Here is a 12626-nt window from a genome sequence, read left to right as displayed (position 1 = left end):
TGCGGGCCCTTTTATCTTGATGAGAGACTTGTATTGTCGCTGTGTCTGGCCTCATCATCCACGGACTGCCGCAGGAATACCTGAACATGGACAACATCATTCTCGAAATGCGGGGCATTACCAAGACGTTTCCGGGCGTAAAGGCCCTGGACAATGTCAACCTCAAGGTCCGCGAAGGTGAAATTCACGCACTGGTCGGCGAAAACGGCGCCGGAAAATCAACCCTGATGAAGGTTTTGAGCGGTGTTTATCCCGCCGGAACCTATGACGGCGAGATTCACTACGACAATGAAGTTCGCAATTTTTCGACGATTTCCGACAGCGAACATCTCGGCATCATCATCATTCACCAGGAGCTGGCGCTTGTCCCGCTGCTGTCGATTGCCGAAAACATCTTTCTTGGTAACGAGCTCGCCACCAACGGCGTCATCGACTGGAAGCAGACGTTTTCGCGCACCCAGGAACTGCTCGACAAGGTTGGCCTGCGGGAACCGCCGACGGCGCGCATCACCGATATCGGCATCGGCAAGCAGCAACTGGTGGAAATTGCCAAGGCGCTGTCGAAGAAGGTCCGGTTGCTGATCCTCGACGAGCCGACCGCATCGCTCAACGAAACCGATTCCGACGCGCTGTTGAAGCTCCTGATGGAGTTCCGCAAGCAGGGCATGACCTCGATCATCATTTCGCACAAGCTGAACGAGATCAAGAAGGTCGCCGACAAGATCACCATCATCCGCGACGGCGGAACAGTCGAAACGCTCGACTGTCATAACGAAGATATCAGCGAAGACCGGATCATCAAGGGCATGGTCGGCCGCGATATGGAAGACCGCTACCCGGCGCGCGAGCCCAAGATCGGCGAGACGCTGCTGGAAGTGAAAAACTGGAACGTCTTTCACCAGCACCATCGTGACCGCCAGTTCCTGCACGATATCAATTTCACCGTTCGTGCCGGTGAAGTCGTCGGTATTGCCGGCTTGATGGGTGCAGGCCGTACCGAAACGGCGATGAGCATTTTTGGCAGGTCCTGGGGCCACAAGATCACCGGCGACGTCCTAATGCACGGCAAGCCGGTCGATGTCAGCACCATTCCGCGCGCCATCGATGCCGGTCTTGCCTATGTGACCGAGGACCGCAAGCATCTTGGCCTGGTGCTCAACAACAACATCATGCACAACACGACGCTGGCCAACCTCAATGCCGTGGCCAGTGGGGGTGTCATCGATGGGCACCGGGAAGCCAAGGTCGCCACCGATTACCGCACCAAGCTGCGCATCCGTTCCCATTCGATCTATCAGGAGGCCGTCAATCTTTCCGGCGGCAACCAGCAGAAGGTCGTGCTGTCGAAATGGCTGTTCACCAATCCCGAGGTTCTGATCCTCGACGAACCGACTCGCGGTATCGATGTCGGTGCGAAATATGAAATCTACTCCATCATCAACCAGCTTGCGGCCGAAGGGAAAGGCATTCTGATGATCTCGTCGGAAATGCCCGAACTGCTCGGAACCTGCGACCGCGTCTACGTCATGAACGAGGGACGCATCGTCGCCGAGCTTTCGAAAGCGGAAGCAAGTCAAGAATCCATCATGCGCGCCATCATGCGCTCCGGGGAGAAACACTAATGGCCGCCGACAAAAGCGCTCAGAAAACCACACCATCCCTTGGCGATTACTTCAAAAGCAATATCCGCGAATACGGCCTGCTCATCGCCCTCGTTGTCATCATGCTGTTCTTCCAGTTCATGACCGGCGGCGTTCTGTTCCGTCCCGTCAACATCACCAACCTGATCCTGCAGAACTCTTTCATCGTCATCATGGCGCTGGGTATGCTTCTGATCATCGTCGCTGGTCATATCGATCTGTCGGTTGGATCGATCGTTGCCTTCACCGGCGGCCTGTCAGCGATCATGCTGGTCAAGTGGGGTATTCATTACTCCATCGTGGTCCCGGTTTGCCTCATCCTCGGCGGTCTCGTCGGCGCGGCGCAAGGGTATTGGGTCGCTTACCAGAAGATCCCGGCCTTCATCGTGACGCTGGCTGGCATGCTGGTCTTCCGCGGCCTGACCTACCTCATCCTGCAGAACCGGCCGATCGGCCCATTCCCGAAGGATTTCCAGTCGCTGTCGACCGGTTTCGTCCCTGACTTCCTGTATTTCCTCAATCCGCTGCCAGGCACGATCACCAACTTCTTCTCGCTGGTTGTCATCGTGGCTCTGGTTGCGCTCGCCATCTATTACGGTGTGCGCGATCGCCGGAACAACGAGAAACACGGCACGGAAAACGAACCCTTTGCCTTCTTTGCCGGTCAGATGGCGATCATTGCCGGCGTGGCAATTTTCCTCGGCTTCCAGCTTTCGACCTACAAGGGCTTTCCCAACGTCCTGATCGTGATGGGGCTGCTGATTGCGCTCTACACCTTCGTCACCACGCGCTCGACGATCGGCCGCCGCATTTATGCGATGGGCGGCAACGAGAAGGCGGCAAAGCTCTCCGGTATCAACACCGAGCGGCTGACCTTCTACACCTTCGTCAACATGGGTGTACTTGCGGCTCTCGCCGGCATGATCATCGCGGCCCGCCTGAACTCGGCAACCCCGAAGGCCGGCGTCGGCTTCGAACTCGACGTCATCGCGGCCTGCTTCATTGGCGGTGCTTCGGCATCCGGCGGCGTTGGCAAGATCACCGGCGCTGTCATCGGGGCTCTGATCATGGGCGTCATGAACAACGGCATGTCGATCATGGGCCTGGGCATCGATTACCAGCAGCTGGTTAAGGGCCTCGTGCTTCTCGCTGCCGTGTTCTTCGACGTCTACAACAAGAACAAGGGCTGACCGGTTCCGGTCTGCCCTCCGCGCCGGGCGATGTCCGGGTCCGGCTGTGTAAACGGGTGCCGGAGCGTGTCTGGCGCTGTCATTTGGCGCGATGCTCCGGCCCACGCATCATAACGAGAACGGCGGCCTTGCCGCCACCAACGGGAGCATGTGCCCATGTCTCCCAACGGGGTGTTGTTGCCGAAAGCCCGCCGCTTGACGCCGAAAACAGCCCGGATTGAGAAAAGGATAGTGCTGTGCTGATTTCCCAGGTGAAGAACAATGACGGCTCGATCACGGTCGCCGTCCGCGAAACGGGGCAAGCCGCACGGGCGGTGAAGAACGCGCCAAGCGTCTACGCATTGGCAATGGAGGCGGCCAATTCGGGAAAAAGCCTGAAGGCTATCGTCGAGACACATGGGCTGGGCGAAGAAGTCGATCTTCAGGACGTTCACGCTAGGGGCAACTTTCTGCCGCCGATCACCCATCCGGACAACGCCCATCTGCATCTGACCGGCACGGGCCTGACGCATCTGGGCTCGGCATCGACGCGCGACGCGATGCACGCGGCCGTTTCCAAGGTGGAAGAGGGCGCCACCGACACGATGAAGATGTTCAAGATGGGTCTTGAAGGCGGCAAGCCGAAGCCGGGCGAAAAGGGCGTGCAGCCGGAATGGTTCTACAAGGGCAACGGCAGCCAGACGGTCGCCCCCGGCGGCGACCTGGTCTCGCCGTCGTTTGCGCAGGATGGTGGCGAAGAGCCGGAAATGGCCGGGATCTACGTGATCTCCGACACGGGTACGCCGTTCCGCGTCGGCTTTGCGGTCGCCAACGAGTTTTCCGATCATGTGACCGAGCGTGTCAACTATCTCTACCTCGCCCATTCCAAGCTGCGGCCGGCAAGCTTCGGTCCGGAAATCCGGGTCGGCGAAGCCCCCAGCGACATCCGCGGTACGTCGCGCATCATCCGCAACGGCGCCGTCTTCTGGGAAAAGCCATTCCTGTCGGGCGAAGCCAACATGTCCCATACTTTTGCCAATCTGGAATATCACCACTTCAAATATGGAATTTTCCGTGCGCCAGGCGACGTGCATGTCCATATGTTCGGGACAGCGACGCTGTCCTTCGGTGACGGCATCAAGACCGAAGCGGGTGACATCTTCGAAATCGAGGCGTCCGAATTCGGTCTGCCGCTGCGCAACACGCTGGCTATCGTCGGCGAAGACGAGATCACGATCGGCCAGCTCTGATCTGCTCACATATTTGACTGCGGGTGCCGCTCTCAGGGCGCTCGCTGAAACCAAGGAGGCTTTAAGCCCATGACACTCCATCACAACCTGATCGCCGGCGAATGGGTCGGCAGCAACGGCGTTGAAAACATCAATCCGTCGAACACCAAGGAAATCGTCGGCCTTTATGCCAGCGCCAGCGCTGACGATGCCAAGACTGCGATCGCTGCTGCAAAGGCCGCGTTTCCGGCCTGGTCGCGCTCCGGCATTCTCGAGCGTCACGCGATCCTGAAGAAGACCGCCGACGAAATTCTCGCCCGCAAGGATGAACTCGGCAACCTGCTTGCCCGCGAAGAAGGCAAGACCCTGCCGGAAGCCATCGGCGAAACCATCCGTGCCGCCCAGATCTTTGATTTCTTCGCTGGTGAAGCCCTGCGTCTAGCTGGCGAAGTGCTGCCGTCCGTTCGCCCGAACATCGGCGTCGAGATCACCCGAGAGCCGATCGGCGTCATCGGCATCATCACGCCGTGGAATTTCCCGATCGCTATCCCGGCCTGGAAGATTGCGCCGGCACTCTGCTACGGCAATACCATCGTCTTCAAGCCGGCCGAACTGGTGCCAGGCTGCTCGTGGGCGATCGCCGATATCCTGCACCGCGCCGGCCTGCCGAAGGGCGTCTTGAACCTCGTCATGGGCAAGGGCTCGGTCGTCGGCCAGGCCATGCTCGACAGCCCGGATATTGCAGGTATCACGTTTACCGGCTCGACCGGCACAGGCAAGCGCGTCGCTGCGGCCTCGATCGAGCATAACCGCAAGTTCCAGCTGGAAATGGGCGGCAAGAACCCGATGGTCGTGCTCGATGACGCCGACCTGACCGTCGCCGTCGAAGCGGCTGCAAACTCCGGCTTCTTCTCGACCGGCCAGCGCTGCACGGCATCGTCACGCCTGATCGTCACTGAAGGCATCCACGACAAGTTCGTCGCGGCACTGACCGAAAAGCTGAAGACGCTGGTGGTCGATGATGCGCTGAAGGCTGGTACGCACATTGGGCCGGTTGTCGACGAGCGCCAGCTTGCTACCGATACCGATTACATCGCCATCGGCAAGCAGGAAGGCGCCAAGCTCGCTTTCGGCGGCGAGACCATCACCCGCGACAATCCCGGCTTCTACCTGCAGCCGACGCTGTTTACCGAAGCCACCAACCAGATGCGCATCAGCCGCGAAGAAATCTTTGGCCCCGTCGCCTCGGTTATCCGGGTCAAGGATTACGAGGAAGCACTCAGCGTTGCCAACGACACGCCGTTCGGCCTGTCGGCCGGTATCGCCACGACCAGCCTCAAGCACGCGACGCATTTCAAGCGCAATTCGGAAGCCGGCATGGTGATGGTCAACCTGCCGACCGCCGGTGTCGATTTCCACGTACCGTTCGGTGGCCGCAAGGCTTCGTCCTTCGGTTCGCGCGAACAGGGCAAGTATGCGGCCGAGTTCTTCACTGTGGTGAAGACCGCTTACACGCTGGCGTAACGAAGTTTCCGGACTGGGCATGGCTCGGTCCGGTCCCTCTTAAAGGACAAGGACTATGACGAAGAAAGCGGAATGGCCGCGCAAGCTGCGGTCCCAGGAATGGTACGGCGGCACGAGCCGCGACGTGATCTACCATCGCGGCTGGATGAAGAACCAGGGATATCCGCACGACCTGTTCGACGGGCGCCCGGTGATCGGCATCCTCAACACTTGGTCGGATATGACGCCGTGCAACGGCCATCTGCGCGAGCTTGCCGAAAAGGTGAAAGCCGGCGTCTGGGAGGCCGGCGGCTTCCCGATGGAAGTGCCGGTATTCTCGGCTTCTGAAAATACTTTCCGTCCGACGGCGATGATGTACCGCAACCTCGCGGCTCTCGCGATCGAAGAGACGATCCGCGGCCAGCCGATGGACGGCTGCGTGCTTCTGGTCGGTTGCGACAAGACCACGCCGTCGCTGATCATGGCTGCTGCGTCCGTCGATCTGCCGTCGATCGTCGTTACCGGCGGGCCGATGCTGAACGGCTATTTCCGCGGCGAACGCGTCGGCTCCGGCACGCATCTGTGGAAGTTTTCCGAGATGGTCAAGGCGGGCGAGATGACGCAGGACGAGTTCCTGGAGGCGGAAGCCTCGATGAGCCGTTCATCGGGCACCTGCAACACCATGGGCACCGCCTCCACCATGGCCTCCATGGCCGAAGCGCTCGGCATGGCGCTGTCGGGCAATGCCGCGATCCCGGGCGTCGATAGCCGCCGCAAGGTGATGGCGCAACTGACCGGCCGCCGGATCGTGCAGATGGTCAAGGATGACCTGAAGCCGTCCGACATCATGACGAAACAAGCTTTCGAGAACGCCATCCGCACCAACGCTGCCATCGGCGGATCGACCAACGCCGTCATTCACCTGCTCGCAATGGCTGGCCGCGTCGGCATCGATCTGACGCTGGACGACTGGGACCGCTGTGGCCGCGACGTGCCGACCATCGTCAACCTGATGCCGTCGGGCAAATATCTGATGGAAGAGTTCTTCTATGCCGGCGGCCTGCCGGTGGTCATCAAGCGCCTTGGCGAGGCAGGCTTGCTGCACAAGGATGCGCTGACGGTGTCCGGCGAAACCATGTGGGACGAGGTCAAGGACGTCGTCAACTGGAACGAAGATGTCATCCTGCCCACCGACAAGGCGCTGACGCAATCGGGCGGCATCGTCGTGGTGCGCGGCAATCTGGCGCCGAAGGGGGCGGTGCTGAAGCCGTCTGCCGCATCGCCGCATCTGTTGACGCATCGGGGCCGGGCTGTCGTGTTCGAGGACATCGACGACTACAAGGCGAAGATCAACGATGACAATCTCGACATTGACGAGACCTGCATCATGGTCATGAAGAACTGTGGGCCGAAGGGCTATCCGGGCATGGCCGAGGTCGGCAACATGGGCCTTCCACCAAAGGTGCTGAAGAAGGGTATCACCGACATGGTACGCATCTCCGATGCCCGCATGTCCGGGACAGCCTATGGTACTGTCGTGCTGCACACGTCGCCCGAAGCCGCCGTCGGTGGCCCGCTCGCCGTCGTCAAGAACGGCGACTTTATCGAGCTCGACGTGCCGAACCGCCGTCTGCATCTCGATATTTCCGACGCGGAACTGGCGCTGCGGCTTGCCGAATGGCAGCCGAACCACAACCTGCCGACATCGGGCTATGCCTTCCTGCATCAGCAGCATGTCGAAGGGGCCGATACCGGCGCCGACCTCGACTTTCTCAAAGGGTGTCGTGGAAGCGCGGTTGGCAAGGACAGCCACTGATCTGCACAGCATTTGAAATCGAGAAAAGGCGGGGCATTTGCTCCGCCTTTTCTGAATCAGGCCGCCATTGCGGGAGTGGCCAGTATGGACTATATTGCTGTACACATGTACAGGAGAAGTGGTCATGTCTGGTAAGGCAGTCGGTGCAGCCGAATTCAAGGCAAAGTGCCTCAATCTTATTGATCAGATGAGCGACGATGGTGAACCCATCACCATTACCAAGCGCGGTAAACCCGTCGCGGTGCTCTCGCCGGTTCCAGAAGCTGTGGCTAATACCAGCATCATCGGCGCGATGAAGGGCAGCGTTTTAAGCTATAATGATCCGTTTTCACCGGCGATTGAGGCGGTGGAATGGGATGCATACCGGTGATCGTCATTGATACGCATGTGCTGATCTGGGCCGTGCAGGACGATCCGCGACTTGGCACCAAGGCACGGCAGGTCATTGATCACACGACTGCGCATAGCCGCATTCTGGTTTCCGCGATCACACCTTGGGAAATTGCGATGCTGGCGGAAAAGGGGCGCATTGCGCTTGGCGATGATGTCGGCCGTTGGATTGACCGGGCTCTGGCGTTGCCCGGCGTGCAACTTGCCCCTTTGGATGCTGCCATCGCTGTTGGCAGCGTTCGGCTTCCGGGAGATTTTCACGCCGATCCTGCCGACAGGATGATCGTTGCCACAGCCCGGTTTCATCAGGTGCCATTGATGACGGCAGACCAGGCGATCCTCGGCTATGGGACAAAGGGCCATGTCGGCACTCTTGCCGCCTCGTCGTGACCGCACGTTAGCTCACTGACTCTGCGTCTGGCTCTGACCCTGCTGCTCGACCGTCACCGAAACCTTCAGTGCCTCGCTCGACGATCCGTGGATCAGGCCGGAAATCGGCGCTGCGTCGCGATAGTCCAGCCCGCAGGCAATGCGGACATAGCGGTCGTCAGGGCACATCTTGTTGGCGGCGTCGAAGCCAACCCAGCCGAGGCCGGTAAGGTGCACCTCGGCCCAGGCGTGGCTGGCCGTCTGTTCCGGATGATCTTCCATCATCAAGTATCCCGACACATAGCGGGCCGGCAGGCCGAGCGTGCGCGCGGCGGCGATCATGATATGGGCGTGGTCCTGGCAGACGCCGCTCTTTTGAAGGAGGGCCTGTTCCGCCGTTGTCTCCGTTCCGGTCTCGCCCTGCCGGTATTCGACGGTTTCGGCGATCTCGCCCATCAAGGCATGCATCTTCGCCAAGTCCGTATCGCCAGCCATCGCCTTGGCGAGGTTGCGGATCGGCTTGGCCATCTTGGTCAGAGGCGTTTCGCGCAGATAGAGCCAGAGCGGCGCATAAGCCTGATGCGCGCCATAAACGCCGGCTTTGTCCTCGGTTTCCACTTCGCCTGATGCGACAATGCGGATGAAGGTCTGGTCGCCGTTGACGCTGACAAGATTGACGCGGTTGCCGAAATGATCGTCATAGCCGACCTCCATCTTGGCGCCCTCGACCGAGGTTTCCCAGCTGATAACGGTCTGGCCGGTCTGCGTCAGCGGTGTCAGGCGCAGGCGTTGCAGCGAATATTGCACCGGTTCGGCATAGGTATATTCGGTGGTGTGGCTGATCTTCAGACGCATTGCTCTCTCCCCATCCGAATCTCAGTTGAACCGGTAACCGTCGGAGATTTCCTGCCCCAGACGGTTGTTGTGGTTGATGAAATTCTCGATGTACTCGTGCAGGCCCTGGTCCATGACATCCTTGATCGAATGATTGCGCAAGGAAGACAGGGTCCCTTCCGCCGTGGAATGCGCCGCGTGGCCTTCGCCATATTCCCGGGCGAGATAGCCGAGATTGCTGACGATCTTGTCGTAGCAATAGGCAAGCGAGCGGGGCATGCGGCCATTGAGGATCAGGAAGTCGGCGATGTTCGACGGCTTGTATTCCGCCTCGTAGACCCAGCCGTAGGACCGATGCGCCGACACCGAGCGCAGGATCGATTCCCATTGCACATTGTCGATCGAGGAGCCGACCTGCGACACCGCCGGCAGCAGCACGTAATATTTCACGTCGAGAATGCGCGCCGTGTTGTCGGCCCGCTCGATGAAGGTGCCGATGCGCGAGAAGTTGAAAATCTCGTTGCGCAGCATCGTTCCGTGGAAGGCACCGCGGATCAGCGCGGTCTTCCGCTTGATCGCGTCGATCGCTTCCGGCAGGTCCGCCGGCTTGACGCGCCGGGCCAGCATCGTCTTCAGGTCGAGCCAGCATTCGTTGGTGGCTTCCCAGGTTTCGCGGGTCAGGGCAGTGCGCACCATGCGGGCGTTGTTGCGGCCCGAATCGATACAGGACATCACGCTGGACGGATTGGACTTGTCGCGCAGCAGGAAATCGATGGCGTCTGCGCTGGTGAGTGCCGGATAGAGGTCGTCGTAGATGTCGCGGACACCTGAGCTTTGCAGCACGCCGTCCCAATCGTCTTCAGTCGCCTCCGAGCGGGTCAGCGACATGCGCAGGCCAGCGTCGATCAACCGGGCGCTGTTTTCGGCCCGCTCGATATAGCGGAACATCCAGTAGAGGCCGTTTGCAGTTCTTCCAAGCATGTGCATCAGTCCTCCAGAACCCAAGTATCCTTGGTACCGCCGCCCTGGCTGGAATTCACCACCAGCGAGCCGGCCTTCAACGCCACGCGGGTCAACCCGCCCGGAATGATCTGCACCTTGTCGGAAACGAGGACATAAGGGCGAAGGTCCACATGGCGTGGCGCGATGCCCTTGTTGACGAGGATCGGCACTGTCGACAGCGAAAGTGTCGGTTGGGCGATATAGTTGGAAGGGCGCGCTTTCAGCTTTTCGGCAAACAGCGAACGTTCCTTCTTGGACGCGGTCGGGCCGACCAGCATGCCGTAGCCGCCGGAGCCATGCACTTCCTTGACGACCAGATCGGCGAGATTTTCCAGCACGTATTTCAGGCTATCGGCCTCCGAACAGCGCCAGGTCGGCACGTTTTCGAGCAGCGCCTTGCGGCCGGTGTAGAATTCGACGATCTCCGGCATGTAGGAATAGATCGCCTTGTCGTCGCAGATGCCGGTGCCGGGTGCGTTGGCGATGGTGATATTGCCGGCGCGGTAGACATCCATGATGCCGGGAACGCCGAGTGCCGATTCGGGCTTGAAGGTCAGCGGATCAAGATAATCGTCATCGACGCGGCGGTAGAGCACGTCGATCGCCTCATAGCCGCGCGTGGTGCGCATCTTCACCTTGCCGTCGATGACGCGCAGGTCCGAGCCTTCGACAAGCTCGACGCCCATCATGTCGGCGAGGAAGGCATGTTCGTAATAGGCCGAGTTGTAGATGCCGGGGGTGAGGACCGCAACGCGCGGCTTGCCCTCGCAGCCGGGAGGGGCAAGCGATGCGAGCGAGTGGCGCAGCAGATAGGGATAGTTCTCGACCGGGCGGACGCGGTTCTGATGAAAGAGTTCCGGGAACATCTGCATCATCGTCTCGCGGTTTTCCAGCATGTAGCTGACACCGGACGGCGTGCGGGCATTGTCTTCCAAAACGTAGAACTGGTCTTCGCCGGTGCGCACGATGTCGGTGCCGACGATATGGGTATAGACGCCGCCTGGCGGGCGAAAGCCGATCATTTGCGGCAGGAAGGCTACGTTGCGCTCGATCAACTCGCGCGGAACGCGGCCTGCCTTGATGATTTCCTGCTTGTGGTAGATGTCATCAAGAAAGGCATTGAGTGCGATGACCCGTTGTTCGATGCCTTGGGCGAGCTTGCGCCATTCACGGCCGGAAATGATGCGCGGTATCAGGTCGAAGGGGATGAGCTTTTCGGAGCTGTCTGCGTGTCCATAGACCGCGAAGGTGATGCCGGTCTTGCGGAAGATGTTTTCCGCCTCCCGCGATTTGGCGATCAGGCGGGCCTTGTCCTGGGCTGCGTACCAATCATTGTAAGTCGAGTAAGGCTGGCGCGGGCTGTTGTCCGCATTCATCATTTCGTCAAATGCCAACGGTGTGATCCCCTTTTTTGTCATTTGAGACCAACAGCAAGAGCAATGCAAGAAGCATGCTCAATCGAAGACAAAAGAAATTTCGCCGCTTTTTTGGGCCTTTCACCGGGCTTTTCGCCGGATCATGGCGCTGTTTTCATCATGGAATCGTGCCGCTTGCAGAGTTGGCCCGACTGTTGGGGCAAGTCGCCGGTCTTAGAAAGCCGATAACGCCCAAAATTTATGCAGCCATCGCTGACGGTTGTCGCCGCGATTGACGATAAACATCAGGAATTTTGCTTTGACCATCATTCGATGCGGCCCTATCGCATGCGGTGACGCTTATATTGCACTAGGACACATCCATGACCCTCGACCGCCTGGCCCCGGCCATTTTCGTTATGCTCTGGTCGACGGGTTGGGTGATGGCGAAATATGCCGATATTTATGCCGATCCGCTGACATTCCTGGTGATGCGCTATCTTCTCGCCACGCTGCTGTTCGTCGGCTTCTGTCTGGCGACGGGTGCTGCCTGGCCAAAGACATGGACTGGCGCCGGCCATGCGGTGATCTCAGGTATCTTCCTGCACGGACTGTATCTCGGTGCCGTCTGGTGGGCGATCGGGCAGGGGGTGCCGGCGGCAATCTCCGGCATTATCGCCGGCCTGCAGCCGCTGATGACGGCAGTTGCCGCCCCGGCCCTGATCGGTGAAAACCTCTCAGGCCAACAGAAGATCGGGCTGACGCTGGGCTTTCTCGGCATCGCGCTGGCCGTCATCCCAAAGGTTCTGGCGATCGATACCGGCATGACGCCGATCCATCTGTTTCCCGTGGTCATCAACGTTCTGGGAATGGCGGCCGTGACCTACGGCACCATCTACCAGAAGCGGCACCTGCAGGATGGCGACATCCGCTCGACCGCGACCCTGCAATATGTCGGTGCCCTGATCGTCACCATCCCTGCGGCGTTTCTGCTGGAGGACATGCGGGTGATCTGGAGCGTGCAGCTGTTTGCGGCCCTGGCCTGGGCCGTGCTCGGCCTGTCGATGGGCGCGATTGCCCTGCTGCTCTATCTCATCCGGCGCGGGCAGGTCTCGAAGGCCGCGTCGCTGATCTATCTGGTGCCGCCGCTCGCGGCTTTCCAAGCATGGCTGCTGTTCGATGAACCTCTGACGCTGCCGATGATTGTCGGCACGGTTATTGCGGTGGCCGGGGTCTATCTCACCAATCGCAAACCTGCCGCCGTTCCGGCATAAAAAAACGGCGGGTCCAGCCCGCCGTTCTTCAATTCACTATCGCGA

The 12626-nt window shown here is 59.9% G+C and carries 11 protein-coding genes; 8 read left to right on the top strand and 3 right to left on the bottom strand.

Annotated elements, in window-relative coordinates; all coding sequences use genetic code 11:
• Nucleotides 1-86 precede the first annotated feature (86 nt).
• From mmsA to ACQY8Q_RS06120, 7 genes are all read left to right on the top strand, one after another.
• On the top strand, nt 87-1622 hold the full coding sequence (gene mmsA / locus ACQY8Q_RS06150) for a multiple monosaccharide ABC transporter ATP-binding protein (protein ID WP_113247927.1): 1536 nt from the start codon (nt 87-89) through the stop codon (nt 1620-1622).
• On the top strand, nt 1622-2830 hold the full coding sequence (mmsB, locus tag ACQY8Q_RS06145) for a multiple monosaccharide ABC transporter permease (protein WP_428425757.1): 1209 nt from the start codon (nt 1622-1624) through the stop codon (nt 2828-2830). The genes mmsA and mmsB overlap by 1 nt, the downstream gene beginning before the upstream one ends.
• 236 nt (nt 2831-3066) lie before the next feature.
• Nucleotides 3067-4059, top strand: coding sequence for an AraD1 family protein (gene araD1, locus ACQY8Q_RS06140; protein WP_428425755.1), 993 nt, complete (start codon nt 3067-3069; stop codon nt 4057-4059).
• 69 nt (nt 4060-4128) lie between these two features.
• The gene (locus ACQY8Q_RS06135; RefSeq protein WP_428423525.1) at nt 4129-5562 is read left to right on the top strand and encodes an aldehyde dehydrogenase family protein; all 1434 of its coding nucleotides are present in this window, start codon (nt 4129-4131) and stop codon (nt 5560-5562) included.
• Nucleotides 5563-5617: 55 nt separating this feature from the next.
• The gene (gene araD / locus ACQY8Q_RS06130) at nt 5618-7357 is read left to right on the top strand and encodes an L-arabinonate dehydratase (RefSeq protein ID WP_428425753.1); all 1740 of its coding nucleotides are present in this window, start codon (nt 5618-5620) and stop codon (nt 7355-7357) included.
• Nucleotides 7358-7481: 124 nt separating this feature from the next.
• Entirely contained in the window at nt 7482-7727 is a 246-nt protein-coding gene (locus ACQY8Q_RS06125) for a type II toxin-antitoxin system Phd/YefM family antitoxin (RefSeq protein WP_428425751.1), read from the top strand.
• A complete protein-coding gene (locus ACQY8Q_RS06120) occupies nt 7724-8137 on the top strand; it encodes a type II toxin-antitoxin system VapC family toxin (protein ID WP_428425749.1) in 414 nt (137 codons plus the stop codon). The genes ACQY8Q_RS06125 and ACQY8Q_RS06120 overlap by 4 nt, the downstream gene beginning before the upstream one ends.
• Before the next feature lie 12 nt (nt 8138-8149).
• Here ACQY8Q_RS06120 and ACQY8Q_RS06115 read toward each other — a convergent pair whose 3' ends face one another.
• From ACQY8Q_RS06115 to ACQY8Q_RS06105, 3 genes are read right to left on the bottom strand one after another with little or no spacing between them, the layout of a single operon-like run.
• Complete coding sequence (locus ACQY8Q_RS06115) at nt 8150-8971, bottom strand: transglutaminase-like domain-containing protein (RefSeq protein ID WP_113244907.1); 822 nt, start codon at nt 8969-8971, stop codon at nt 8150-8152.
• A 21-nt stretch (nt 8972-8992) separates the two neighbouring features.
• Nucleotides 8993-9931, bottom strand: a complete 939-nt coding sequence (locus ACQY8Q_RS06110) for an alpha-E domain-containing protein (RefSeq protein ID WP_428425747.1) — start codon at nt 9929-9931, stop codon at nt 8993-8995.
• Between the two features lie 5 nt (nt 9932-9936).
• Entirely contained in the window at nt 9937-11331 is a 1395-nt protein-coding gene (locus ACQY8Q_RS06105) for a circularly permuted type 2 ATP-grasp protein (RefSeq protein ID WP_426123002.1), read from the bottom strand.
• A 359-nt stretch (nt 11332-11690) separates the two neighbouring features.
• On the opposite strand from ACQY8Q_RS06105, the gene ACQY8Q_RS06100 reads away from it, so the two are divergent.
• Nucleotides 11691-12581: a DMT family transporter gene (locus ACQY8Q_RS06100; RefSeq protein WP_428425745.1), complete on the top strand. Its 891-nt coding sequence runs from the start codon at nt 11691-11693 to the stop codon at nt 12579-12581.
• Nucleotides 12582-12626 lie beyond the last annotated feature (45 nt).

The organism is Pararhizobium sp. (assembly GCF_965279435.1).
GTDB lineage: Bacteria > Pseudomonadota > Alphaproteobacteria > Rhizobiales > Rhizobiaceae > Pararhizobium.
Note: the sequence above shows the minus strand (reverse complement) of the source record. Positions and strands in the feature narration are given on the sequence as shown.